The sequence below is a fragment of the uncultured Leifsonia sp. genome, assembly GCF_945957465.1.
In the GTDB taxonomy this organism is placed as follows: Bacteria; Actinomycetota; Actinomycetes; order Actinomycetales; family Microbacteriaceae; genus Leifsonia.
In genome coordinates, this window is record NZ_CAMFLC010000047.1 from 1 (window position 1) to 24,917 (window position 24,917).

Annotated in this window: 20 protein-coding genes; 13 read left to right on the forward strand and 7 right to left on the reverse strand. The window is 69.9% G+C overall.

Going from position 1 to position 24,917, the window contains the following annotated elements; all coding sequences use genetic code 11:
* Positions 1-156 precede the first annotated feature (156 nt).
* The gene (locus Q0Q23_RS16425; RefSeq protein ID WP_295126528.1) at positions 157-1,638 is read right to left on the reverse strand and encodes a leucyl aminopeptidase; all 1,482 of its coding nucleotides are present in this window, start codon (positions 1,636-1,638) and stop codon (positions 157-159) included.
* 118 nt (positions 1,639-1,756) lie between these two features.
* Between Q0Q23_RS16425 and Q0Q23_RS16430 the strand changes: the two genes are divergently transcribed.
* The 5 genes from Q0Q23_RS16430 to Q0Q23_RS16450 all read left to right on the forward strand — a co-directional run bounded on the left by Q0Q23_RS16430 (position 1,757) and on the right by Q0Q23_RS16450 (position 7,577).
* Entirely contained in the window at positions 1,757-2,686 is a 930-nt protein-coding gene (locus Q0Q23_RS16430) for a proteasome assembly chaperone family protein (protein WP_295126531.1), read from the forward strand.
* Between the two features lie 61 nt (positions 2,687-2,747).
* A complete protein-coding gene (locus tag Q0Q23_RS16435) occupies positions 2,748-4,088 on the forward strand; it encodes a nitrate/nitrite transporter (protein ID WP_295126535.1) in 1,341 nt (446 codons plus the stop codon).
* A 183-nt stretch (positions 4,089-4,271) separates the two neighbouring features.
* On the forward strand, positions 4,272-5,588 hold the full coding sequence (locus Q0Q23_RS16440) for an RNA polymerase sigma factor (protein ID WP_295126538.1): 1,317 nt from the start codon (positions 4,272-4,274) through the stop codon (positions 5,586-5,588).
* Position 5,589: 1 nt separating this feature from the next.
* Positions 5,590-6,864, forward strand: a complete 1,275-nt coding sequence (locus Q0Q23_RS16445) for a MurT ligase domain-containing protein (RefSeq protein ID WP_295126541.1) — start codon at positions 5,590-5,592, stop codon at positions 6,862-6,864.
* Positions 6,861-7,577, forward strand: a complete 717-nt coding sequence (locus tag Q0Q23_RS16450; RefSeq protein ID WP_295126544.1) for a type 1 glutamine amidotransferase — start codon at positions 6,861-6,863, stop codon at positions 7,575-7,577. The genes Q0Q23_RS16445 and Q0Q23_RS16450 overlap by 4 nt, the downstream gene beginning before the upstream one ends.
* A gap of 42 nt (positions 7,578-7,619) precedes the next feature.
* On the opposite strand, the gene alr is transcribed toward Q0Q23_RS16450, so the two are convergent.
* Genes alr through Q0Q23_RS16465 form a run of 3 tightly spaced genes read right to left on the reverse strand, consistent with a single transcriptional unit; the run spans position 7,620 to position 9,738 of the window.
* Complete coding sequence (gene alr, locus Q0Q23_RS16455) at positions 7,620-8,696, reverse strand: alanine racemase (protein ID WP_295126547.1); 1,077 nt, start codon at positions 8,694-8,696, stop codon at positions 7,620-7,622.
* Positions 8,697-8,724: 28 nt separating this feature from the next.
* Positions 8,725-9,453 carry an alanine racemase gene (locus Q0Q23_RS16460; RefSeq protein ID WP_295126550.1) on the reverse strand — a complete coding sequence of 243 codons (729 nt, stop codon included), beginning with the start codon at positions 9,451-9,453 and terminating at the stop codon, positions 8,725-8,727.
* Between the two features lie 48 nt (positions 9,454-9,501).
* Positions 9,502-9,738: a hypothetical protein gene (locus Q0Q23_RS16465; protein WP_055915732.1), complete on the reverse strand. Its 237-nt coding sequence runs from the start codon at positions 9,736-9,738 to the stop codon at positions 9,502-9,504.
* Between the two features lie 224 nt (positions 9,739-9,962).
* Between Q0Q23_RS16465 and Q0Q23_RS16470 the strand changes: the two genes are divergently transcribed.
* Positions 9,963-12,047 (forward strand): type IIA DNA topoisomerase subunit B, encoded by a 2,085-nt coding sequence (locus Q0Q23_RS16470; RefSeq protein ID WP_295126555.1) that lies wholly within the window; start codon positions 9,963-9,965, stop codon positions 12,045-12,047.
* A 203-nt stretch (positions 12,048-12,250) separates the two neighbouring features.
* On the opposite strand, the gene Q0Q23_RS16475 is transcribed toward Q0Q23_RS16470, so the two are convergent.
* A complete protein-coding gene (locus tag Q0Q23_RS16475; protein WP_295126558.1) occupies positions 12,251-14,722 on the reverse strand; it encodes a DNA topoisomerase (ATP-hydrolyzing) subunit A in 2,472 nt (823 codons plus the stop codon).
* Between the two features lie 78 nt (positions 14,723-14,800).
* Between Q0Q23_RS16475 and Q0Q23_RS16480 the strand changes: the two genes are divergently transcribed.
* Complete coding sequence (locus Q0Q23_RS16480) at positions 14,801-15,934, forward strand: alkaline phosphatase family protein (protein ID WP_295126561.1); 1,134 nt, start codon at positions 14,801-14,803, stop codon at positions 15,932-15,934.
* Positions 15,935-15,979: 45 nt separating this feature from the next.
* Here the strand turns inward: Q0Q23_RS16480 and sepH are convergent, their stop codons facing one another.
* Positions 15,980-17,155 carry a septation protein SepH gene (gene sepH, locus Q0Q23_RS16485; RefSeq protein WP_295126564.1) on the reverse strand — a complete coding sequence of 392 codons (1,176 nt, stop codon included), beginning with the start codon at positions 17,153-17,155 and terminating at the stop codon, positions 15,980-15,982.
* Between the two features lie 205 nt (positions 17,156-17,360).
* On the opposite strand from sepH, the gene Q0Q23_RS16490 reads away from it, so the two are divergent.
* The gene (locus Q0Q23_RS16490; RefSeq protein ID WP_025155643.1) at positions 17,361-17,654 is read left to right on the forward strand and encodes a DUF4193 domain-containing protein; all 294 of its coding nucleotides are present in this window, start codon (positions 17,361-17,363) and stop codon (positions 17,652-17,654) included.
* A gap of 38 nt (positions 17,655-17,692) precedes the next feature.
* On the opposite strand, the gene Q0Q23_RS16495 is transcribed toward Q0Q23_RS16490, so the two are convergent.
* Complete coding sequence (locus tag Q0Q23_RS16495) at positions 17,693-18,139, reverse strand: DUF3093 domain-containing protein (protein WP_295126569.1); 447 nt, start codon at positions 18,137-18,139, stop codon at positions 17,693-17,695.
* 39 nt (positions 18,140-18,178) lie between these two features.
* Between Q0Q23_RS16495 and dut the strand changes: the two genes are divergently transcribed.
* The 5 genes from dut to acnA all read left to right on the forward strand — a co-directional run.
* Positions 18,179-18,637: a dUTP diphosphatase gene (gene dut, locus Q0Q23_RS16500; protein ID WP_295126572.1), complete on the forward strand. Its 459-nt coding sequence runs from the start codon at positions 18,179-18,181 to the stop codon at positions 18,635-18,637.
* Positions 18,634-19,278, forward strand: a complete 645-nt coding sequence (locus Q0Q23_RS16505; RefSeq protein WP_295126575.1) for a DUF3710 domain-containing protein — start codon at positions 18,634-18,636, stop codon at positions 19,276-19,278. Before dut ends, Q0Q23_RS16505 begins: the two co-directional genes overlap by 4 nt.
* Positions 19,279-19,292: 14 nt before the next feature.
* Complete coding sequence (locus Q0Q23_RS16510; protein WP_295126578.1) at positions 19,293-20,084, forward strand: DUF3159 domain-containing protein; 792 nt, start codon at positions 19,293-19,295, stop codon at positions 20,082-20,084.
* Between the two features lie 26 nt (positions 20,085-20,110).
* Positions 20,111-22,483, forward strand: a complete 2,373-nt coding sequence (locus Q0Q23_RS16515) for an HAD-IC family P-type ATPase (RefSeq protein ID WP_295126580.1) — start codon at positions 20,111-20,113, stop codon at positions 22,481-22,483.
* Between the two features lie 92 nt (positions 22,484-22,575).
* Positions 22,576-24,917, forward strand: a 2,342-nt coding sequence (gene acnA, locus Q0Q23_RS16520; RefSeq protein WP_295126583.1) for an aconitate hydratase AcnA, incomplete at its 3' end; no start/stop codon positions are given.

The window sequence follows — 24,917 nt, forward strand, 5'->3', positions numbered from 1 at the left end:
GCCTCCACTCCCACCGCCGAGCACCACAATGTCAAAGTTCTGCTCAGACACCCAGCTACTCCCTCGCGTGCATCAGGATTCGTGACACGATCCTGCCCCGAGGGGTGGCTCGAGGCAGGTTTGCATGGGCAGGATTTTCCCGCCCATACGACCCTACTACCTCTGGGAAAAGTCCTCGGCCAAACGGATGAGCGCGCGTACGCTCACGGCGGACGGGCCCTTGCCCGTGAACCCGTACGGGGCGGACGGCCCCTTGGCCGGTCCGGCGATGTCGAGGTGCGCCCACGGGATGCGCGGCGCGTCGTCCTCGTCGCCCGTCCGCCCGATGAACTCCTGGAGGAACACGCCGGCCAGCAGCATCCCGCCGGCGGTCACTCCGGGGTTCGCGTTGGCGATGTCGGCGACGTCGGAGTTGATCGTCGCGCGCAGCTCGCTGGCGAGCGGCATCGGCCAGAGCAGCTCGCCGGACGCCTTGGCTGCAGCCAGGACGTCGCCGACCAGGTCGTCGGATCCCATCACGGCCGCGTAGCGCGTGCCGAGCGCCACCATCGCGGCGCCGGTGAGCGTGGCGACGTCGACGATCGCGTCCGGGTGCTCCTCGCCGGCGGCGACCAACCCGTCCGCGAGGACGAGCCGGCCTTCGGCATCGGTGTTCAGCACCTCGACCGTACGGCCGCCGCGGATGCGCAGGACGTCGTTGGGGCGGATGGCCGAGCCGGACGGCATGTTCTCGGCCAGGCAGAGCCACGCGGTGACGCGCACCGGCAGTGCCAGGCGCGCGGCGGCGAGGGCCACGGCGAGCACGGTGGCGGCGCCGGTCATGTCGTACTTCATGCCGACCATTCCGGACGCCGGCTTGAGCGACAGACCACCCGAGTCGAAGGTGATGCCCTTGCCGACCAGCGCCAGGTGCCGTGCGGCCTCCGCCGGCGCGTAGTCGACCTTGACCAGCCGCGGCGGCCGGGTGGACCCCTGGCCGACCCCCAGGATGCCGCCGAAGCCCTCCGCCGCGAGGCGCCGCTCGTCCCAGACCTCGACCGTGACCGGCAGGCCGTCCGCCGCCTCCTCGACCCGGGAGGCGAACGACGCGGGGTAGAGGTCGATGGGGGGAGTGTTCACCAGATCCTTCACCAGCGCGGCGGCACCCGACACCGCCGCGGCTCGAGCGACGAGCGCGTCGCCGGAATCCGACGATCCGACCACGTCGATCGTCTCGACCGGCGCCTTGACACCCGCACGGCTCGCCGAGCGGTACTCGGTGAACGCGTACGCCCCGAGTGCGGCGCCTTCGAGCACGGCGCCCAGTTGCGCGTCGTCCTCGGCGGGGAGGTCGATAGCGACGTGCCCGGTGCCCGCCAGCTGCCGGACGGCCGTTCCCGCCGCGTACCGCAGGGCATCCTCGTCGACCGGTTCGGGAAGGCCGACGACGGCGAGGCCGGGGCCTCCAGCCGTGCCGGGCAGGCGCACCAGCTCGTCCTTGCCTCCGGCGAAGCCGACGGCCGCGAGCTCGTCGGCGAGCTCCGGGCGGGCACCCGCGGAGACGACCGCGACGCCGTCGGCGCCGGCGCGGGCCGCCACGACGAGGACGGCGGCGTCGGACGGGGGAGTGGACGAGAGACGGAGTGCGGGAGCGGTCATGTCTCGACCCTAGCCGCTGGCGACGCCGCGCTCACGGATGGCGGCTGTTCGCTGTGGGCGTGCTGCGAGCGGGCCCGGCCGCAGGGTCGCTGCCGGAAGCTCGGCCTAGAGTTGAGATATGCGAGACCCCGGCGAACTGTACGAGCTGAACCCGGCACTGGAGGTGCCGGAGGGACTCCCGCTGATCGCGGGGCTCACCGGGTTCGCCGACGCCGGTTCGGGCGTCAGCCAACTGGGCACCTACCTTCTCGGCACCCTCGACAGCGAGGTGGTCGCCACCTTCGACGCCGACATCCTTCTCGATTACCGCGCCCGCCGCCCGATCATCTACTTCGACCAGGACCACCTCGCCGACTACCAACCGGCGACGCTGCGCCTTCACCTGGTCTACGACGAGCTGCGCCAGCCGTTCCTCTTCCTCTCCGGCTTCGAGCCCGACTTCCGCTGGGAGGCGTTCACCGACGCCGTCCTCGGCCTCATCGAGCGCTTCAAGGTCAGGAGCGTGACCTGGGTGCACGCGATCCCGATGCCGGTGCCGCACACCCGGCCGATCGGTGTGACCGTCAGCGGGAACCGCAGCGACCTCATCGAGGCGATGTCGATCTGGAAGCCGCAGACCCAGGTTCCGGGCAACGCCCTCCACCTCCTCGAGTACCGGCTCCAGCAGCTGTCGTACCCCATCGCGGGCTTCGTGCTGCTCATCCCGCACTACCTGGCCGACACGGAGTACCCGGCCGCCGCGATCGCGGGGCTGGAGAGCATCAGCGCCGCCACCGGGCTCATCTTCCCGACCGACCGCCTTCGCGAGGAGGATCGCGAGTTCGTCGCCAACATCGACGAGCAGGTCGCTAGCAACGCCGAGCTCGGCAAGCTGGTCGGCACACTGGAGGAACGGCACGACAGCTATATGGAGGACACCCAGCTGCGGTCTCCGCTGACGGACCGCGACGGCGAGCTGCCGAGCGCGGACGAGATCGCGGCCGAGCTCGAGAACTTCCTCGCGTTCCGCCGCCACGGCGACGACGAGAACTCGCGCGGCGACCGCTGACCGCCCGTTGCCCAGAACGCCGGCGCGGGTGACGCGAACGGGCCGGGCATAGGATCGTCAGGTGAATTCGCGACGCTCCTGGGTGATCTTCGGGATCGGAGTCTTCGCCTACCTGGTCGCGGTCATGCAGCGCACCAGCATCGGCGTGGCCGGGGTGGCGGCCACCGAGCGGTTCCACGTCTCCGCCGCAGTGCTCTCGTCGCTCGCGGTCGTGCAGCTGATCGTGTACGCGGCCATGCAGGTGCCTGTCGGAGTGCTGATCGACCGGGTCGGATCGCGCGCGCTCATGATCGCGGGAACGGCCCTGATGGTGGTCGGGCAGGTCACCGTCGCCTTCGCGCCGACGATCACGCTGGCGATCATCGGGCGCATCCTGGTCGGGGCCGGTGACGCCACGGTGTTCACGTCGCTGATGCGGCTGGTGAACTCCTGGTTCCGCGGTCCTATCGTGCCCCAGCTGTCGCAGTGGATCGGCAACATCGGCCAGCTCGGTCAGGTGCTGTCCGCCATCCCGTTCGCGCTCCTGCTCCACCAGTCCGGTTGGACGACCGCCTTCCTCAGTGCGGCGTCGGTGTCGGTCGTCGCCCTCATCGGCATCGTCGCGGCCATCCGCGACCGGCCCGCGGGATCGAGCGAGGGTCCTCGGCCCGCCACCTGGTCGGAGTCCATTCGTCAGCTGCGCATCAGTCTCGCGCGGCCGGGGACGCAGCTCGGGTTCTGGTCGCACTTCACGACCCAGTCGTCCGGCACCGTCTTCAGCCTGATGTGGGGGCTGCCGTTCATGGTGTTCGCGCTCGGCATCGATCCGGCGGAGGCCAGCGGCCTCCTGATCGTGTCGGTCGTCGCCGGCTTGATCGCCGGCCCCATCCTGGGACTGCTGACGGCCCGCTTCCCGCTGCGCCGCAGCAACCTGGTGCTGGGGATCGTCGGGATGATGGGCGCGGTCTGGGCGCTGGTGCTGCTGTGGCCCGGGACTCCGCCGCTCTGGCTCCTGATCCTGCTGCTGGTCGCGATCGGGATCGGCGGACCCGGTTCGCTGATCGGCTTCGACTTCGCACGCACGTCGAATCCGTTGCACAGTCTGGGCTCGGCCAATGGGATCGTGAACGTGGGAGGCTTTCTCGCCAGCTTCGTGATGATGTTCTTGATCGGAGTGGCCCTGGACGCCCAGAACACGGCGCACACGACGGCCGGGCTGTACACGCTCGACTCCTTCCGTTGGGCCTTCGCTGTTCAATACGTGATCATCGGCCTCGGCGTCGGCTTCCTCGTCCGGGCGCGACGACGCACGCGGCGCCGGCTTGCAGAAGACGAGGGAATAGAAGTAGGGCCCCTGTGGGTTGCACTCGTTGACGTTTGGCGGAGGCGGAATGGTCGGGGGCCTGGCGAGAACGTGCAATAATTGATATCTGGACCCGTTCATGTCCTGGGGTCGGAGCACTTGATGGTGCCCGACGCACACGCCCCGGACTTGACATGGGTCTTAGTAATGTCCGCACGCGACCTCAGTCAGGCGCCCGGGGTCGGCGCACCACGACCCTCCCGCCTGGTGAGAAAGCCATTCGCTCGTTTGAAAGGTAGGCACATGGCAACCCGTGCAGCAACCAAGGCCCGCGAGGCCGAGACGGTAGAAGAGACCGAAGAGGTCGTCGCGGCTGAGGGGACCGCGACCGCGAAGCCCGCGGCGAAGAAGGCCGCCAAGGCTTCCGCCAAGAAGACGACGAAGAAGGCCGCCGCGGACGGCGACGACGACGAGCTCGACGCGGACGCCGAGGTCGAGATCGACGAGGACGACTCCGCCGAGGAGACCGACGACACCGAAGGCGACGAGGCGGAGGGCGAGGACGCCGACGAGTCCGACGACGCCGACCCGAAGGGCGAGGCCGCGGCTGTGAAGGCTGCCGCCGACGCTCCGCTGCCCACCGACGCACTCGTGCTCCGTGCGGTCGACGAGGACGACGACGTCCCCGTCTACTCGACGACGATCACGGGCGCCACGGCCGACCCGGTCAAGGACTACCTGAAGCAGATCGGAAAGGTCCCGCTGCTCAACGCCGCGGAGGAGGTCGAGCTCGCGATGCGGATCGAGGCCGGCCTGTTCGCGGAGGACAAGCTCGCGAACACCCCTAACCTGCCCAAGGAGCTCGAGCGTGAGCTGCGCTGGGTCGCCCGCGACGGTCAGCGCGCCAAGAGCCACCTGCTCGGCGCCAACCTGCGCCTCGTGGTCAGCCTCGCCAAGCGCTACACCGGCCGCGGCATGCAGTTCCTCGACCTCATCCAGGAGGGCAACCTCGGCCTCATCCGCGCCGTCGAGAAGTTCGACTACACCAAGGGCTTCAAGTTCTCGACCTACGCCACCTGGTGGATCCGGCAGGCGATCACGCGCGCGATGGCAGACCAGGCCCGCACCATCCGCATCCCCGTGCACATGGTGGAGGTCATCAACAAGCTGGCGCGCGTCCAACGGCAGATGCTGCAGGACCTCGGTCGTGAGCCCACCCCGGAAGAGCTCTCCAAAGAGCTCGACATGACCCCCGAGAAGGTCATCGAGGTGCAGAAGTACGGTCGCGAGCCCATCTCGCTGCACACGCCGCTCGGCGAGGACGGCGACAGCGAGTTCGGCGACCTGATCGAGGACACCGAGGCGGTCGTTCCGGCCGACGCGGTCGGGTTCACCATGCTGCAGAAGCAGCTGGAGAGCCTCCTCGACTCCCTGTCCGAGCGCGAGGCGGGCGTGATCCGCATGCGCTTCGGCCTGGGCGACGGTATGCCGAAGACCCTCGATCAGATCGGCGACACCTTCGGCGTGACGCGCGAGCGCATCCGTCAGATCGAGTCGAAGACGATGGCGAAGCTCCGTCACCCGTCTCGCTCGCAGTCGCTGCGCGACTACCTCGAGTAAGGTGCGCTACCGACTGGCGGTCATCGCCGGCCGCCTCGCCCGCTGGCTGCTGCGCCTGCGGGGAGGCGGCTCCGCGGTGCCGGGGCGGGTCGCACTCGCGATCGCGCCGAAGTTCCTCGAACGCGCTGTCAGCCGTCTTCCGCTCGGCGTCGTGTTCGTCTCCGGCTCGAACGGCAAGTCCACGACGACGAACATGCTCACGGCCATCCTCCGCGAGCACGGTCTGAGCGTCTTCACGAACCCGTCGGGAGGCAACCTCCCGCAGGGGATCGCCTCCGCGCTGCTGGCGGACGTGCCGCTCGACGGCTACGTTCGCGGGGATGTCGGCGTGATCGAGGTCGACGAGGCATACGGCGTCGATCTCGCGACCGTCTTGAAGCCGCGCGGTTCGCTGCTCCTCAACGTCCAGATCGACCAGCTCAACCGGTTCTTCGAGCCCACGCGCGTGATCGGGATGCTCCGCACCATCGCGGAGCGCTCGGGCGAGTTCGTGGTGGTGAACGCCGACGACGACAGCCTCGCGCGCATCGGGGCCGAGCTCGCGGCCGAGGGCCGGGACGTCACCACGTTCGCCGTCGCACCGGCCATCATCGAGTCGTCGCCGAACGGACTCGCCAACGTCGCCGACTTCTCGGGCGTGGCGGCAGGAGCCCTGCCGGTGCCCGCTGTCTTCGTGAGCAAGCTGGAGACGCAGAGCGCGCAGCTGACCATCGGCGGCGAGTCCGTGCGCATCGGTCTTCCCGCGCGCGGGCTGCACTACGCGGTCGACGCCGCCGGCGCGACCGCCACGGCGCGGCGCCTGCTCGGCGACGACTTCCGTGCCGAGGCGGTGGTCGCTGCGATGAGCTCGCTGCGCACCGTGTACGGGCGGGGCGAGACGCTGCGGGTCGGCGACGAGGACATCGAGATCATCATGATGAAGAACCCGCCGAGCCTGCAACTCAACCTCGACTACCTGAGCCACAGCCCCGAGCAGGTGTTCGTCTCCGTCGACGAGGGCACGCCCGACCCGTCCTGGATATACGACATCGACCTCTCCAAGCTGGACCACGTCGACATCGTGTCGGGCACGAAGGCCTGGCAGTTCGCCACCCGGTTCGCCTACGCCGGCATCGAGGTGGACCAGGTGATGCCCGAGCTCAAGCCGGCTCTGCAGGCGTTCCTGGCGCTCCCCAAGCCGTCGCGCGGCACCAAGACCATGATCGTGAACTACGAGCAGATGATGGCGATCCGCAAGCAGCTGGGGTTCCTCGACCTGGAAGGCGCCGCCGCATGAGCGTCCTCCGCATCCTCCACCTCTACCCGCGTGAGCTCGGCATCAACGGCGACGCCGGCAATGTCCTCGCGCTGGCCGAACGCGCGCGCTGGCGGGGCGTGGAGGCCGAGGTCGTGACCCACGCCCCCGGCGGCGAGCTGCCGGTGAGCGTCGACGCCGTGCACATCGGATCGGGACCGCTCTCATCGCAGCGCGCCGTCCACGCCGACGTGCAACGCATCGCTGCGCAGCTGCGGAGCTGGCGCGACGCGGGCGTGCCGATCCTCGCGATCGCGGGCGGCTGGCAGCTGCTCGGCACCGAGATCGAGACGCCGGACGGCGGGACACTCGCGGGAGCCGGGGTCTTCCCGACGCGCGCCGTGCTGGGCTCGCGTCGTCATGTCGCAGAGGTGGTCGTGCGCACCCGCGACGGCCTCACGCTCGCCGGTTTCGAGAACCATTCCGCGCGTACGACCCTCCAGGGCGGCGAACCGCTCGGCGACGTCGTCAGCGGCTACGGCAACGGCGACCGTACCGAGGGCGTCGTCGTCGGTAGCGCGATCGGGACGCATCTGCACGGGCCAGTCCTGCCGATGAACCCGGCGCTCGCCGACCGGATGCTGCAGACGGCGCTGCGCGGTGAACTGCCACCGGTCACGCAGACGGAGCGCGTCGACCGCTATGCGGCGAATGCACGCCGCGCGATCGCCGACCGCCTGAACGTCGCGCTCTGACGAACACCGAGGTCTCGTTGTGCCGGGGCCCCGGTCGGGGCCTCAGTTGACGTAGACGCGGGGGACGCGCGCAGCGACGCCGGTGACCATCTCGTCGGCGATGGTCTTGGCCCAGTCGGCGTACGTCTCGGCCGTCACGTCGCCGGATCGGCCGTTGCCGAACAGCACGGCGGTATCGCCGACGTCGACGCGGGCCGTGCCGGCGTCGATCAGCATGGAGTCGACCTCCACCTCGATCACCCGGCAGCGCCGACCGTTCAGAAGAACGGAGGTCTTGGCAATCCCGAGCGTCGGGACCCCGTCGCCGTAGCCGATCGCCAGTCGGGCGCGGCTCGTGCCACCGACGTGGACCTCGGTGACGGGGGCTTCGAGCCGCATGACGGGCTCGAGTCCCAGCTCGGCGCCCGTGCTGTCGTCGAAGGGTGAGAATCCGTACGCGGCGATGCCGAACCGTACGAAATCGAAGCGCGCCTCGGGCATGCGGATGCCCGCCGAACTCGCTGCGAGGTGCAGCACCTCGAACCGGGCGCCGAGCTCCTCGGCCTCCGCCACGGCGCTGCGGAACTCGATGAGTGCGGCCTCGTCGTCCGCGATGGAGGCGTCGGCCAGGTGCGACCACGCGGCGCGGATGCGCACGATCCCGCGGCGCTCCAGCTCGAGGGCGGTGTCGATGAGGTGCGGCCACTCTTCGCGAGTCGCACCGTTGCGGCTGAGCCCGGTGTCGACCTTGAGGTGGACGACCGCCGGCCGGTCGGCGCCCGCCCCCGCGATGGCCTCCAGCTGCCAGACCGCAGAGATGCCGAGGTCGATGTCGGACTCGATGGCCGCGCGCCAGTCCGTATCGCGGCCGTGCAGCCACGCCAGCAACGGCACGGTGATCCCGGCGCTGCGCAGCACCAGCCCTGCGGGCACTTCGAGGACGGCGAGGGAGGTCGCTCCCGCCTCGAGGCCGGCCTCGGCGATCGGCAGCAGGCCGTGACCGTAGGCATCCGCCTTCACAGCGAGCATGGTCTCGGCGGGGGCGATCAGCCGCGTGAGGTGTGCGACATTGCGGCGGAGGGCTGCGAGGTCGATGATCGCGCGGGGGAGCGGCTCCGCGATCGCGTCCAGGATGGTCATGCGTTCGCGCTCCTCTGCTCGCAGCCGGTCATGACGTGTAGACCCGTTCGATGCGCCGGCCCAGCCGGCTCGTGATCACCGGGGCTGCGACGCGGAGCGCGGCTTCCCAGTCTGCCGCGGTCGGTTCCCCGCGAGCCGCGTCTCCGAAGAGGACGACCGGGTCGCCCGGTGCGGCGCCGGCGTCACCGATGTCGACGACGAACTGGTCCATCGCGATGCGGCCCGTGATCCGGCCGATCGTCTCGCCGACGAGTACCGGGGCTTTGTTCGACGCCACCCGGAGGATGCCGTCGGCATAGCCGAGCGCGACCAGCACGAGCGTGCTCGGCCGGTCGGTGCGGTAGGTGTAGCCGTACGACACCCCACGGCCGGCGCCCACGCGTTTGACGGCGATGATCTCGCCGGTCAGGCGCAGAGCGGCTCGCGTCCGGTGCGACGCGCCGAGCCCGAAGAGTTCGGGGCCGAGGACGTTCGGCGCGACGGCCGCATGGCGGCCCGCCGGCGAACCGACGTGAGCGGGCACCGGGATGCCCTCGTCGGCCAGCGCCGAAGCGTCCTCCACCCGCGACACGAGAAAACCGCCGATCCCTGCGTCGGTCAGCGTACGGGCGACCGGGATGAGCCCGTGGCCGTACGCGTCCGCGCGGAGATCGGCGGTGCAGTCGGGGAGGGTTGCGGTGGCGGCGTCGACGGCGTTCGATCGGATGACGTCGAGGTCGACGTATGCGCGTCTGCGCACGCCGGTGGCTCCAGCCATCGCCCGATCAGCTCCGTCTCGAGGTTCGTCCGCGTACCCGCGGCAGACCTAGGCGCGCTGCTCTTCGAAGAGACGCGCGGTCTCGTCGTGCCAGCTGTGCGCGATCTGCGAGAGCTTCTCCTGGTGCTTCTTGCCGTGGTGGGCGCAGAAGAGGAGTTCGCCGTTGTTGACGACGACGCGGATGTACGCCTGAGCGCCACAGCTGTCGCAGCGGTCCGCGGCCGTCAGTTGCGGCCCCGACTCGAGCTCGTCAACCGCACCGTTCTCCGAGGTGATCGTCGACATGTGATGCTCCTTTCCGTCGCAACCGGTGAACTCGGTACGTCTATAGAACCACGTAATCCCGTCCGCACGGCGCGTATTGGCTGCTATTTCGCTCAACGCGTAGCCTCCGGGCCCGCGGGTGTCGGGCGCGGGTTCACCTGGCGCAGCGCTTACTCTGGAGGATGCACGGTGCTCGGAACGATAACGGGCGCACACGGAACAGGCACGGAACACAAGGAGCGCTCGTGGCGAGCTCGGACTATTCGGCGAGGCACCTCTCGGTGCTGGAGGGCCTGGAGGCGGTGCGCAAGCGTCCCGGCATGTACATCGGCTCCACAGACTCGCGTGGCCTCATGCACTGCCTCTGGGAGATCATCGACAACTCGGTCGACGAGGCGCTGGCCGGGCACGGCTCCACGATCGAGGTCATCCTGCACCCGGACGACAGCGTCGAGGTGCGTGACAAGGCGCGCGGCATCCCCGTGGACGTCGAGCCCAAGACCGGACTGACCGGCGTGGAGGTCGTCTTCACCAAGCTGCACGCCGGCGGCAAGTTCGGTACCGGTTCGTATGCGGCGTCGGGCGGCCTCCACGGGGTCGGAGCGTCGGTGGTCAACGCGCTGTCCGAACGGCTGGACGTGGAGGTCGACCGCGACGGCAAGACGTGGGCGATGTCGTTCCACCGCGGCGAGCCCGGCGTGTTCGCCGACGGCTCGGCGGCCCCGAGCCCCGACGCCACGTTCTCGCCGTTCGTCAGCGGCAGCGAGCTGCGGGTCGCCGGCAAGGTCGGCAAGAACGTGACCGGCACGCGCATCCGGTACTGGGCGGACCGTCAGGTCTTCACCAAGGGCGCCGAGTTCTCCGTCGACGATCTGATCGGCCGCGCCCGCCAGACGGCTTTCCTCGTGCCCGGCCTCGCCATCACGATCGACGACCAGCGTTCGCCCGAGGGCGAGCGCACCACGTTCAGCTACGACGGCGGCATCTCGGAGTTCGTCGACTTCCTGGCGCCCGACAGCCCGATCACGGAGACGTGGCGGCTCACCGGGGAGGGTCACTTCACCGAGACCGTGCCCGTGCTGTCGGACGGCGGGGCGATGGTGCCGACCGAGCTCAAGCGGGAGTGCCACGTCGACATCGCGCTGCGGTGGGGAACCGGCTACGACACCGTGATGCGGTCGTTCGTGAACATCATCGCCACGCCCAAAGGCGGCAGCCACCAGGCCGGCTTCGACCAGGGCCTGCTGAAGTTCCTGCGCCAGCAGGTGGAGCAGAACGCGCGCCGCCTCAAGGCGGGAACGGACAAGCTCGAGAAGGACGACGTGATGGCGGGCCTCACCGCCGTGCTCACCGTGCGACTTCCCGAGCCGCAGTTCGAGGGGCAGACCAAGGAGGTGCTCGGCACTCCGGCCGTGCGCACGATCGTCGCGAACGTGATCCAGAAGGCCCTGGCCGAGCGCTTCTCGTCGTCGAAGCGCGACGACAAGACGCAGTCGGCCCTCGTCCTCGACAAGGTCGTCGCCGAGATGAAGTCGCGGATCTCCGCTCGGGCGCACAAAGAGACGCAGCGCCGTAAGAACGCACTCGAGACGTCGTCGTTGCCTGCGAAGCTGGTGGACTGCCGCTCGAGCGACGTCGCGAACAGCGAACTGTTCATCGTCGAGGGCGACTCGGCGCTCGGCACCGCACGGCGCGCCCGTGACAGCGAGTACCAGGCGCTGTTGCCGATCCGCGGCAAGATCCTGAACGTGCAGAAGGCCTCGGTGTCCGACATGCTCTCGAACGCCGAGTGCGCGGCCATCATCCAGGTGATCGGCGCCGGGTCCGGCAGGTCGTTCGAGCTGGGCTCCGCCCGCTACGGCAAGGTGATCATCATGTCGGACGCCGACGTGGACGGCGCGCACATCCGCACCCTGCTGCTGACCCTGTTCTTCCGGTACATGCGGCCCATGATCGAGGAGGGCCGGGTGTTCGCGGCCGTGCCTCCGCTGCACCGCGTGATCGTCATGAATCCGGGGTCGAAGCCCAACGAGACGATCTATACGTACTCGGAGGCGGAGCTGCAGGCGGTCCTCGCCGACCTGAAGAAGCGCGGCAAGAAATACCAGGAGCCGATTCAGCGCTACAAGGGGCTGGGCGAGATGGACGCGGACCAGCTGGCCACGACCACGATGGACCGGACGCACCGCACGCTGCGCCGGGTGCGGGTGGCAGACGCGGAGGCCGCGAACCGCGTCTTCGAACTGCTCATGGGCAACGATGTCGCCCCGCGCAAGGAGTTCATCATCGCGGGCGCCGACGACCTGTCGCGCGCCCGCATCGACGCGTAGTCGGCAACGGAGGAGTTACGCCGCGGCACGCCCCGCGGAGGCGGGCAGCGGAGGAGATCGTGGCCGATCGGGGCCGCGGGTCCTCCGTCGCCCGCGCCGCCGGCGCAGTCGCCAACGGAGGTGATCACGACCTGGAGTCGGTCCAGCTCCTCCGTTGACCGCCGACGCGCCGTGTCCCCGCGCCCAAATCCTCCGTTGGCGACTTAGGCGAGGCGGCGGCCGACGGAGCCGACGACCATGTCGAGTGGTGTTCCCGAGCCGTCTCGGCGCGAGCCGCCCTCGGGAAGCTCGCGCGCGGTGCCGTCGGGACCGACCGCACGTGCGGGGAAGGCGCCCACCCAGGCGAGCGAGAGCTCGGTCTCGCCCTTGAGGAAGCGCTGCGATCGCACGCCGCCGGTGGCCCGGCCCTTGGCCGGGAACTCGGCGAAGTCGCTCACCTTGCCACTGCCCGGGTCGGCCCCGGGGAGGGTCTGGTCGCTGACGGCGATGGTGACGACCTCCGCCTGGTCGCGCTCGCCGGGCTCCACCGCCCCGAAGAAGACCACCCGTGCATCGGATCCGAGGTTGATGCCGGCCATGCCGCCGGCCGAGCGGCCCTGCGGCCGGACCGACTTCGCCGCGAACCTCAGCAGCTGGGAGTCGCTGGCCACGAAGACGAGCTCGGCGTCCTCGGAGGTCTGCATCGCGCCGACGACGGCGTCGCCGTTCTTGAGCGCGATGATCTCGAACTCCGGCTTGTTGGCCCAGTCGCCCGGTGTGACGCGCTTGACGACGCCCTGGCGCGTGCCCAGCGCGATCGGCTGGTCGGAGGAGAGCGAGACGACCGCGAGTACGCGTTCGTTGCGGTCGGCCAGGGCCAGATAGTCGCCCACCTTGACCCCGGCGCCGAGCTGCACCGAGTTGAGCGGGGCGGCGGGGAGATCGACGGGGGAGAACCGGATGAGTCGGCCGCGGTCGGTGATCGCGCCGATCTCGCTGCGGCTCGTCGTGTCGAGTCGAGACAGGATGGCGTCGTGCTTGCTGCGCCGGGCCGGCGGCTGGATGCGGTCGAGGCCCTCGCCCTCGCCACCGGCGTCGACCCGGAGGATCCGACCGGTCGTCGACAGGTAGACCCGGCACGGGACGTCGGCGACCTCCAGCTGGACCGTCATCGCCTTGCTGCGGGAACCGGAACCGGCGATGGACGGCTTGGCCTCGGTGAGCAGCGTGCGGCGCGGGGTGCCGAACTTCGCGGAGACCTGCTCCAGCTCGTCGGAGACCAACTCGTGGATGCGCGCGCGGCTGCCGAGGATCTCCTCCAGCTCGGCGATCTCGGCCTGCAGCTGGTCGCGCTCGGTCTCCAGCTCGATGCGCGAGAACCGGGTGAGCCTGCGCAGCCGGAGCTCGAGGATGTAGTCGGCCTGCAGGGTGCTCAGGTCGAACACCTGCTGCAGCCGGGTGCGGGCGGCATCGGTGTCGTCGGAGGTGCGGATGACCTGGATGACCTCGTCGATGTCGAGGATCGCGATGAGCAGGCCCTCGACCAGGTGCAGGCGTTCCTTGCGGCGGGCCAGGCGGAACTCCGAGCGACGCGTGACGACCCGGACCCGGTGGTCGAGATAGACCTGCAGCAGCTCGCGCAGGCCGAGGGTCTGCGGTCCGCCGGCGACCAGGGCGACGTTGTTGATCGCGAAGCCCTCTTCGAGCGGGGTGTGGCGGTAGAGCTGCTCGAGGACGGCCTCCGGGCTGAAGCCGGTCTTGATGCCGATGACGAGCCGGAGCCCGTGCTGCCGGTCGGAGAGGTCGGTGACGTCGGAGATGCCGTTCAGTTTCTTGGCGTTGACGCCGTCCTTGATCTTCTCGATGACCTTCTCGGGCCCGACCATGTAGGGCAGCTCGGTGACGACTAGGCCGCTCTTGCGGGCCGTGATCGACTCGACGGAGACCTTGGCGCGCATCCGGAAGCTGCCGCGTCCCGTGGCGTAGGCGTCGCGCACGCCGGCGAGCCCGGCGATGGTCCCGCCGCTCGGGAGGTCGGGGCCGGGGACGTAGTCCATCAGCTCGTCGAGCGTCGCGTCGGGGTGGGCGAGGAGGTGCCGTGCGGCGCCGACGACCTCGACGAGGTTGTGCGGCGCCATGTTGGTCGCCATGCCGACGGCGATTCCGCTGGCCCCGTTGACGAGCAGGTTCGGGAAGGCGGCGGGCAGCACGTCGGGCTGCAGCAGCTGGTTGTCGTAGTTGGGGACGAAGTCGACGACGTCCTCGTCGAGGTCCTCCGTCAGGGCGAGGGCGGCGGCGGCGAGCCGGGCCTCCGTGTAGCGGGCGGCCGCGGGGCCGTCGTCGAGCGAGCCGAAGTTGCCGTGGCCGTCGACGAGCGGAACACGCAGGGTGAAGTCCTGCGCCATGCGCACGAGCGCGTCGTAGATGGCGCTGTCGCCGTGGGGGTGCAGCTTTCCCATGACCTCGCCGGTGACGCGCGCGGATTTGACGTGACCGCGGTCGGGCCGCAGCCCCATCTCGGTCATCATGTAAAGGATGCGCCGCTGCACGGGCTTGAGGCCGTCCCGGGCGTCGGGGAGGGCGCGGGAGTAGATGACGGAGTAGGCGTACTCGAGGAAGGACCCCTGCATCTCGGTCGTGACGTCGACGTCTTCGATGCGCTCTGTCGCGGGGGCCTGGTCGTCTGCTGGTGTCATTCGTGCATTCGGTGATGGGGCGGCAGGAGGCGCGGGTTCGACGGCTCCCGTCCGTCCAGCTGTGACAGACTGGGCCGGATGCCCCCCATGCTACCGGCCGCGTTCACCACTCCGGCGAGCCTCGCCACGGTTCTGCCGAGTTGCCTGGCAGCTTTGCGCGGGGAGCAGAACGCGCTGGCTCTCCGTCCGCTGAAGCACGCCGTCGTCGTGGTCGTCGACGGCCTCGGAGCCGCGGCGCTGCGCGCGCGGGAGGGGCACGCCCGCACGCTGGCGTCGCGGCTCGGCAAGGCCGGCACGATCGACGCCGGGTTTCCGACGACCACCGCCGCGGCGCTCGCCACCCTCACCACCGGCACGACGCCCGGCGTCCACGGGCTGGTCGGCTATCGCGTGCGAGACGACGCCGGACGGCTCACCAACCAGCTGAACGGCTGGGACGAGCGGATGGATCCGGCCACGTGGCAGCGGGCGACGACGGTCTTCGAGACAGCGGTCTCGGAGGGTGTCGCGGCCTACGCGGTCGGTGTGCCCGCGTATGCCGATTCCGGGTTCACGCACGCCGTGCTCCGCGGAGCCGAGTTCATCGCCGGCCGGACGATGGCGGACCGCTTCGACGCCGTCCGGGAGATCCTCCGCACGCCGGGGCCGGCGCTCACGTACCTCTATATCGCAGAGCTCGACCAGGCTGCGCACGCGCGCGGCTGGGAGTCGCCGCGCTGGACGGCCGAGCTCGAGACGCTGGACGGGCTGATGGCCGAGCTGACGGCGTCCCTCGGCCCGGGCCAGGGTGCGCTGCTGACCGCCGACCATGGCATCGTCGACATCCCGGAGAGCGGTCACGTGCTCTTCGACACCGCTCCGGAACTCCTGGATGGGGTGCAGGAGATCGCAGGCGAGCCACGGCTTCTGCACCTCTACGTGGAGGCCGACGTGTCGGCCGAGGCGGTCGCGGCGCGCTGGAACGCGGTGGAGGGCGCGCGATCGTGGATCGCCACCAGGGACGAGGCGATCGCCGCGGGCTGGTTCGGTCCGACGGTCGCGCCCGAGGTGGCGCAGCGGATCGGCGACGTGCTCGTCGCCGCCCGCAAGCGCATCGCCTACTACGACTCGCGCGACCCGCAGCGGACCGGGCGCGGCATGATCGGCCAGCACGGTTCGCTCACGGCGGAGGAGACGCGCGTTCCGCTGCTGCGGTTCGGCGCAGCGGCCTGAACCGGGGCTGCCGTCGCGGGTGCTGGCGACGGAGGCGCCGCGGCTTCAGGCGAGGTCGTCGTCCGTGCGCGCCCCGAAGACGATCTCGTCCCAGCTGGGCATCGCGGCACGGCCCTTGCGGCGGCCGCCCGAGGCGGGCGCCTGCTCCTGCTGGACGGGCGTGGGGGAGGCGACCGGCGCTGCCGGCTTGTCGGACGCCGGGGCCGGTGCGAACTCCTCGACGATCGTGATGCTCTCCTCCACGAGCCGGAACGGCAGCGGGTCGAGGAGCGTGGGCTGCTCTGCCTCCGCTTGCGCGCTGTCCGGTCGTCCGTGGTCGCGACGGCCCGGGAGCTCGGTGCGCGGCGGTGTCCGCTCGTCGTACGTCGCGGCCTCCCGCTCGCCGCGGCGGCGACGCAGGGCCTCGAGCAGGTCGGCGGTCTGATGGAGATCGCGCGGCGTCTCGTCGTCGGCGCGATTGATCGCCGACACGGCGATGGAGTTGCTGGCGCGACCCGGCTGATGGGGCTCGAGCGGCTCGAGCGGCTGCGTCACCTCGGGTCCGAGCAGGTCGACCCCGGGGGCGGGGAACGTGAAGGCGCCGCTGTCGAAGCGCGAGGTGTCGGGCTCGCCCTCGTGCGGCAGGACGGCGCGCAGGCGCGGGATGAGCGCCCCGCCGCGCAGCTCGCCGGCCTGCGAGAGCGTGGTCGCCTCGGAGTTCAGCGGTGCGAGCGCGTGCTTGCGGAGGTCGTAGCTCCAGCGGGCGTCGTGATCGATCTCGTCGGCCGTGAACTCCAGCTTGACGATCCAGCCGGCCTCCTCGTCCTTCCAGCTCGCCCAGCGCTCGCCGGAGACGCCCAGCGACGCCAGGCGGTCGCGGATGACCGAGCCGAAGGTGTCGGGCTCGCCCATCGGATCGACCTCGGCGGCGGTGCGCACGGGCACGCTGAGCGCGCTCGCGACGACGTGCTCGCGCTCGGCCACGATCGGGCCCTCGAAGCGCTGGACGTAGTCGAGGGGCGCCCCGGTGACGGCCGCGACATCCTCGGCGGACATCCCGGAGCGGATGTGGGCCTGGATCTCGCGAGGCGAGAGCTTGGGGGTTTCGGCGGACGTCTGCTGCCGCACCTGCCGGATCTTCGACTGCAGCGTGTCGTCGACGGCGATGCGGAAGCGTTCACCGTCGTCGCCGACGGCGACGATCGCGCCGTTCTCGACCCCGATGACCTTCAAATCCTGCATTGTGATGCCTTCCACGCGAGCGTTCGTTCCGGCCCAGAATGCCACGAGAACGGGGGCATTCCGGGGAATACCCCGGGCGTGCCGGAAGTTGAAGACCGAGCAATCGCTGAGAGGCTCCTGCGCGGTTTTGCTATTCGCAGGGGATTGATGCAAACTATGGCCGCCGATTGCGAGAATCGGCCGTTACGACGAGAAGTGGATGGGCATGGCAACGGATTACGACGCACCGCGGAAGACCGAGGACGACTCCGAGTCGATCGAGGCCCTCAAGGAGCGAGTTCCGGACAAGATGTCTGGTGTCGTCGACGTCGAGGACGCCGACAACCCGGGCGGCTACGAGCTCCCCGGTGCCGACCTGTCGGACCTCGACCTCGACGTCGTGGTGCTGCCTCCCCAGGCTGACGAGTTCACCTGCGTGAGCTGCTTCCTGGTGAAGCACCGCTCGCAGATCGACCACGAGAGCAAGCTCGGACCGATCTGCGTGGAGTGCGCCGCCTGACGCAGCGCACCGCACCGACGCCGACCCGCCCGCGAGGGCTACAGAGGACGTCGGGCCTCATCGAGAACCCGGACCAACTGGTCCGGGTTTCTTGTTGACAGGAGCCAGTAGGGCGCCGGGTCGTCGACGTCGAGCACCGGGACCTTCACGACCGGTTTGATCCAGCCGCGGATGAGCAGCCACGCGCGCGCGTCGAGCCGCTGGCCGCGCTCCAGCGTCGCCTCCTCGCCCCGGTAGGCGACAGGCTCGCCGATGAACTCCAGAGGGATGCGCGCGTGCCCGGCGATCAGCTCGGTCGAGCTCACCCGGATGACCGGGGCGGAGACCAGTAAGGCGATGACGATGGCCGCGTAGAACACGATCGCCAGCACGACGCCGACGGTGAAGTTGATCGGTGCGAAGACGAGCATCACGGCCGGCACGACGAGGACGGTGGAGATGAAGAGCCAGGGGCTCGCCCGGAGCCGTTCGCGGTAGAGGTCCATACGCCTATTCGATCATCCTTCGTGCACTACCCTCGACACGTGACCGAAACCGTGGACGTCCCGATCATCGCCCAGCACCTCCCGGCGTACGCCCACCCCGGTGACGCCGGCGCCGACCTGTGCGCCGCGGAGGCCGTGACGCTGGGTCCCGGCGAGCGCCACACCGTGCCGACCGGTGTCTCCATCGCCCTCCCGGAGGGCTACCTCGCTTTCGTCGTTCCGCGCAGCGGCCTCGCCATGCGCCACGGCATCACTATCGTCAACGCGCCGGGGACGGTGGACGCCGGCTATCGCGGAGAGATCAAGGTGACCGTCCTGAACACGGACAGGTCGATGTCGTACGATATCGCCGTCGGCGACAGGATCGCCCAGCTGATCGTCATGCCGGTCGTGCAGGCCCGGTTCGTCCCCGTCGACACCCTCCCGGACAGCCACCGCGGCACCGCGGGCTTCGGCTCGTCCGGCTACACCGTCACCCAGGCAGGAGAACACGCTTGACCGACAGCAGCGACACCCCGGGCGAGGACCTCGCGGTTCCTCAGGACGCGGACAAGTCCGCACCGGAGGATCGTGAGACGGAAGGTCCCCTCGACGAGAGCGAGGCCAACCCCGTCCGTCCCTATGTCGACCTCGGCGGCGTCAAGATCCTCCCGCGCGAGGGCCTTCACCTGCGGCTGGAGGTCGAGGAGGAGTCCCAGCGCGTCGTCGCGGTCGGCCTCGACTACGCGAACTCCACCCTGCAGGTGCAGCCGTTCGCCGCGCCGCGCTCGACCGGCCTGTGGCACGAGATCCGCGGTCAGATCGCCGAACAGGTGCAGCGCCAGGGCGGCCGGGTCAGCGAGCGCGACGGCGTGTTCGGCCCCGAACTGGTCGCGGAGATCCCCGTCGCGCCTCCCCAGGGCGCCCCGGGGGAGACCCGTGTGGCGCGTTTCGTCGGCGTCGACGGCCCGCGCTGGTTCCTGCGCGGCGTGATCGCGGGTGACGCGGCCGTCAAGCCCGATGCCGCCGCACTCGTCGAAGACCTGTTCCGCAGCATCGTGGTCGTTCGGGGAAACGTCCCGATGCCGCCGCGCGACCTCATCCCGCTGCGCATGCCCTCGGCGCCGACCACCGGCGACAACGGCTACAGCTCCCTGTGAGCGGCGGGCGCGACGTGACCGACCAGCACCACGACCCCGAGCGCTCGGCCGCCGAAGGGGGCCAGGGAGCGGACCGCGACGATCAGGTCGCGTCCACGCTCGGCGAGTCCCTCGCCCGTGCCGCCCGCAACTCGGGCATGGGGCAGCTCGTTGACGGCGACGCGCCGACCGGCGCCGCCCTGCTCGCGGCCCTCGGCGGCATCCGCGGGCTGCTGGAGACCATCCTTCCCGGCCTCGTCTTCCTGATCCTCTTCACGTTCACGCAGAACGTGCCGCTCTCGATCGGCGTCTCGGTCGCCGTCGCCGTCGTGTTCACGGTGGTGCGCGTGGTCGGCAAGACGCCCATCACGCAAGCGCTCGCCGGCCTGATCGGCGTCGGGCTCTCGGCGATCTTCGCGCTGATCACCGGTCGCGGTGAGGACAACTTCATCCTCGGCATCTGGACCAACGCCGCCTACGCGACCGCGCTCCTCATCTCGATCCTGGTCCGCTGGCCGTTGATCGGCCTTGCGGCGGGCTATCTGATGGGTGACGGTCTCGCCTGGCGTTCGGTCAGATCGAAGTTCCGCGTCATGCAGGTGTTGACGTTCCTCTGGTTCCTGCTCTTCGCCGCCCGGCTGCTCGTGCAGGTGCCGTTGTACCTCGCGCACACCGACGAGGCCACCAGCGCGCTCGCGCTGACGAAGCTGCTGATGGGCGTGCCGCTGTACGCTCCCCTCCTGCTGGTGACGTGGTTCGTCGTCAAGGGCCAGTTCCCGCAGAAGCCGCGGCAGTCGCCGCACTCGACCGGGACCGCCGCCGGCTAGCCGGCTCGCCTGCAGGAGGGGGAGGGATGCTCGACGCGCGCACGAGGGAGGGGCTGAGTGCGGCGCAGGTGGCGGAGCGCCAGGCCGACGGCCGCGTCAACCTCCAGCGTCAGGCGGGGTCGCGCTCGCTCGGCGACATCCTCTGCGAGAACATCTTCACGCTGTTCAACGGCATCCTGACCGGGTGCTTCATCGCAGTGCTCCTGCTGGGCGATCTGCGCGACGGGTTCTTCTACGGCGTCGTCGTCGTCAACGCCCTGATCGGCATCGTCCAGGAGCTGCGCGCCAAGCGGGTGCTCGACAAGGCGGCGCTGCTGGCCGCGCCGGAGAGCCGGGTACGACGCGGCGGAGAGGTCGTCGCGATCCCGTTGGAGGAGGTCGTGCTCGACGACCTCCTGGTGTTGCGGCCCGGCGACCAGATCCCGGCCGACGCCGTCGTCGCCGAGAGCACCGGGCTCTCGCTCGACGAGTCGCTGCTGACCGGAGAGTCGGACCCGGTCTTCAAGGATGAAGGGGAGCGACTGCTGTCCGGCTCGCACGTCGCCACCGGCACGGGGTACGCCCTCGTCACGGCGGTCGGCGACGACTCCTACGCCAGCAGGCTCACCTGCGAGATCCGTCGTCACTCGCTGGTGCACTCGGAACTGCGGGACGCGACCAACCGCATCCTCGTCTATCTGTCCTGGATTCTGGGGCCGGTCATCCTCGTGACTCTGATCGGCCGCGTGCTGGCCTACGGCGGGTTCGCGGAGCTCTTCACCGACGCACGGTGGCGGCGCGCGCTGCTCGACGCCGTTGCGGCGGTGGTCGGGATGGTCCCGGAGGGCCTGGTGCTGCTGACCAGCCTGGCGTTCGGGGTCGCCGCGATCCAGCTGGCCGCACGCAAGGTGCTCGTGCAGGAGCTGGCCGCCGTCGAAGTGCTTGCGCGCGTGGACGTGCTCTGCCTCGACAAGACCGGCACCCTGACCACGGGCGAATTGGAGTTGGAGGGCACGGAGCCGATCGGCGACGTGCCGGCCGAGCTGGCCGAGACGGCGCTGGCGGCGTTCGGCGCCGACGAGACGGGCAACGCGACGTCCGGGATCCTGTCGACCCGGTTCCGCAGCGACCGGTACCGCATCGAGCGGCGGGTCCCGTTCAGCTCGGCGACGAAGTACAGCGGGCTGGTGATGCGCGTGGCCGGCGAGGAGACCTCCTGGGTGCTCGGCGCTCCCGAGCGCGTGCTCGCCGATCACGCCGAGGCGTTGGCGCGGGCCAACGCGATCGCCGCGACCGGGCGGCGCACCCTCGCCCTCGCCCGACTGCTCGACCCGCTTCCGCACGGCACGCACATCCCCCTGACGGGCGTGCGGGTGGCTCCGGCGCTGCTGGTGGTCCTGGGGGAGGACCTGCGCGCCGAAGCGCCGGAGACGCTCGGCTACTTCGCCGAGCAGGCGGTTCGGGTCGTCGTCATGTCGGGCGACAACCCGGTGACGGTGGAGGCCATCGCCCGGGCCTTGAACATGGAGGGCGAGGCGGTCGACGCGTCCACGCTCGGCAGTGACGAGGAGCTCGCGGACGCGCTCAGCCGCGCCAGCATCTTCGGGCGGGTCAGCCCCGAGCAGAAGCGCACCGCCGTCGGCCTGCTGCAGCGCGAGGGCCGGACGGTCGCGATGACCGGGGACGGCGTCAACGACGCCATGGCGATCAAGGACGCGAACCTGGGGATCGCGATGGGCACCGCAACGGCCGCGACGAAAGCGGTCTCACGGCTGGTCCTGCTCGACAACCGGTTCGACCGCCTCCCGGACGTGCTGGCCTCCGGCCGAAGGGTCATCGCCAACGTCGAGCGCGTCTCGAACATCTTCCTGGCCAAGACGGTGTACGGCATCCTCCTGGCGCTGATCAGCGCGGTGGTGCTCTGGCCGTTCCCGTTCCTGCCGCGCCAGCTGACGCTCGTCTCGACGCTCGCCATCGGCATCCCCTCCTTCTTCCTCGCCCTGGCGCCGAACAAGCGCATCTACACCCCGGGTGTGCTCCCGCGGATCCTGCGGTACTCGATCCCGACGGGCGCGATCGCCGGACTGACGGCCGTGGTCGCCTACGCACCGCTGCACCGGGCCCTGCCCCTCCACGAGGCGCGCAGCGTGACGACCGTCGCCCTGTTCTGCGTGTCGCTCTGGATCCTTTGCGTGCTCACACGGCCGCTCACCGCCTGGCGTTGGTTCCTGCTGGGCGCGGTGGCCGCGGCGTTCGTGCTGGTCTGCGTGATCCCGGGGACGGCGACGTTCTTCGAGATGCATCTGTCGCTCGATGCCGCGCTCGCCTGGGGGATCGCCGTCGGGGCCCTCGGCTCGGCGGGAATCGAGCTCTTCTACCGCTTCGCCCGGCGGCGCGGCCTGGTGTTCGACCGGGTCTGAACGTGGTAGATTTTATCTCGACGTCAAGATACTTTCCTGAGCTGACCACTTAGGCTTACCTTGCTGGAAACACGCTTCGACGCACGACCAAGATGGACACGGCTCGCGGTGAATCGCCTGCCGACGAAGGAGAAGGCACAGTGTCTACGAGTGATTCAGGATTCGGCAGTTTCGGTGCGAAGAGCACCCTGACCGTGGGGTCGAAGGACTACACGATCTTCCGGATCGACACAGTCGACGGCTACCGGAAGCTCCCGTTCAGCCTCAAAGTGCTGCTGGAGAACCTGCTGCGCACCGAGGACGGCGCGAACATCACCGCGGAGCACATCGCTGCCCTGGGCGGCTGGGACCCGACGGCGGAGCCGGACACCGAGATCCAGTTCACACCCGCACGCGTGATCATGCAGGACTTCACCGGCGTCCCCTGCATCGTCGACCTCGCCACGATGCGCGAGGCCGTGGCCTCGCTCGGCGGCGACCCGGACAAGATCAACCCGCTCGCGCCGGCCGAGATGGTCATCGACCACTCCGTCATCGCCGACCTGTTCGGCCAGCCCGACGCGCTCGAGCGCAACACCGACATCGAGTACGAGCGCAACGGCGAGCGCTACCAGTTCCTGCGCTGGGGCCAGACCGCGTTCGACGACTTCAAGGTCGTCCCGCCGGGCACCGGCATCGTCCACCAGGTCAACATCGAATACCTCGCCCGCGTCACGATGACGCGCGAGGTCGGCGGAGAGCTGCTGGCCTACCCCGACACCTGCGTGGGCACCGACTCGCACACCACGATGGTCAACGGCCTCGGCGTGCTCGGCTGGGGCGTCGGCGGCATCGAGGCCGAGGCGGCCATGCTGGGCCAGCCCGTCTCGATGCTCATCCCCAAGGTCGTCGGCTTCAAGCTGACCGGCGCCATCCCGACGGGCGTGACCGCGACGGATGTGGTGCTCACCATCACGCAGATGCTGCGCAAGCACGGCGTCGTCGGCAAGTTCGTCGAGTTCTACGGCGCCGGCGTCGCGGAGGTCCCGCTGGCCAACCGCGCCACCATCGGCAACATGAGCCCGGAGTTCGGCTCGACGGCCGCGATGTTCCCGATCGACGACGTGACCCTCGACTACCTGCGCCTCACCGGCCGCAGCGAGGAGCAGGTCGCGCTGGTCGAGGCGTACTCCAAGGCGCAGAGCCTCTGGCACGACCCGGAGAGCGAGCCGGTCTTCTCCGAGTACCTGGAGCTCGACCTCTCGACCGTCGTCCCGTCGATCGCCGGCCCGAAGCGTCCGCAGGACCGCATCGAGTTGAGCGAGGCCAAGACCCAGTTCGAGAAGGACCTCACGGACTACGCGGAGATCTCGCACGACCTGGTCGACCTGACCATCTCGGAGTCGTTCCCGGCGTCCGACCCGGGCGAGCTGCAGCCGGAGGACTCCTACAGCCACCACGTGCACACGCACCACAGCCACGCGCCGAAGACGGCCTCCAACCCCACTCCGGTGACGCTGGAGAACGGCACCGACTTCGTGATCGACCACGGCGCCGTCGCCATCGCGGCGATCACCTCGTGCACGAACACGTCGAACCCCTCGGTCATGCTGGCCGCCGGCCTGCTCGCCCGCAACGCGGCGAAGAAGGGCCTCAAGGCCAAGCCGTGGGTCAAGACCACGCTCGCGCCGGGATCGAAGGTCGTCACCGATTACTACGAGAAGGCCGGCCTGACGAAGGACCTGGAGGCCCTGGGCTTCTACACGGTCGGCTACGGCTGCACCACCTGCATCGGCAACTCCGGCCCGCTGCTCGACGAGATCTCGCAGGCCGTCAACGACAGCGACCTCGCCGTCACCGCCGTCCTCTCGGGCAACCGCAACTTCGAAGGCCGGATCAACCCCGACGTCAAGATGAACTACCTGGCGAGCCCGCCCCTGGTCATCGCGTACGCGCTCGCCGGTTCGATGAACTTCGACTTCGAGGTCGACCCGCTGGGCACCGACACCGAGGGCAACGACGTCTTCCTCAAGGACATCTGGCCCGACGCCGCCGAGGTGCAGCAGACGATCGACTCCTCCATCAACGAGGGCATGTTCGTCCACCAGTACTCCTCGGTCTTCGAGGGCGACGAGCGCTGGAAGTCGCTCGCCACCCCGACCGGCTCGGTGTTCGAGTGGGACGAGAAGTCGACCTACGTGCGCAAGCCCCCGTACTTCGAGGGCATGACGCTGGAGACCACCCCGGTCTCCGACATCACCGGCGCCCGCGTGCTCGCCAAGCTCGGCGACTCGGTCACCACCGACCACATCTCGCCCGCCGGCTCCATCAAAGCGGACAGCCCGGCCGGCCGGTACCTCACCGAGCACGGCATCGACCGCAAGGACTTCAACTCGTACGGCTCGCGCCGCGGCAACCACGAGGTGATGATCCGCGGCACCTTCGCGAACATCCG

What these genes read in the sequence shown, in the direction of transcription:
- Q0Q23_RS16425 (WP_295126528.1), bottom strand. Translation starts at nt 1,638, where the DNA reads ATGACCGCTCCCGCACTCCGTCTCTCGTCCACTCCCCCGTCCGACGCC.
- Q0Q23_RS16430 (WP_295126531.1), top strand. Translation starts at nt 1,757, where the DNA reads ATGCGAGACCCCGGCGAACTGTACGAGCTGAACCCGGCACTGGAGGTG.
- Q0Q23_RS16440 (WP_295126538.1), top strand. Translation starts at nt 4,272, where the DNA reads ATGGCAACCCGTGCAGCAACCAAGGCCCGCGAGGCCGAGACGGTAGAA.
- Q0Q23_RS16450 (WP_295126544.1), top strand. Translation starts at nt 6,861, where the DNA reads ATGAGCGTCCTCCGCATCCTCCACCTCTACCCGCGTGAGCTCGGCATC.
- alr (WP_295126547.1), bottom strand. Translation starts at nt 8,696, where the DNA reads ATGACCATCCTGGACGCGATCGCGGAGCCGCTCCCCCGCGCGATCATC.
- Q0Q23_RS16460 (WP_295126550.1), bottom strand. Translation starts at nt 9,453, where the DNA reads ATGGCTGGAGCCACCGGCGTGCGCAGACGCGCATACGTCGACCTCGAC.
- Q0Q23_RS16465 (WP_055915732.1), bottom strand. Translation starts at nt 9,738, where the DNA reads ATGTCGACGATCACCTCGGAGAACGGTGCGGTTGACGAGCTCGAGTCG.
- Q0Q23_RS16475 (WP_295126558.1), bottom strand. Translation starts at nt 14,722, where the DNA reads ATGACACCAGCAGACGACCAGGCCCCCGCGACAGAGCGCATCGAAGAC.
- Q0Q23_RS16480 (WP_295126561.1), top strand. Translation starts at nt 14,801, where the DNA reads ATGCCCCCCATGCTACCGGCCGCGTTCACCACTCCGGCGAGCCTCGCC.
- sepH (WP_295126564.1), bottom strand. Translation starts at nt 17,155, where the DNA reads ATGCAGGATTTGAAGGTCATCGGGGTCGAGAACGGCGCGATCGTCGCC.
- Q0Q23_RS16490 (WP_025155643.1), top strand. Translation starts at nt 17,361, where the DNA reads ATGGCAACGGATTACGACGCACCGCGGAAGACCGAGGACGACTCCGAG.
- Q0Q23_RS16495 (WP_295126569.1), bottom strand. Translation starts at nt 18,139, where the DNA reads ATGGACCTCTACCGCGAACGGCTCCGGGCGAGCCCCTGGCTCTTCATC.
- Q0Q23_RS16515 (WP_295126580.1), top strand. Translation starts at nt 20,111, where the DNA reads ATGCTCGACGCGCGCACGAGGGAGGGGCTGAGTGCGGCGCAGGTGGCG.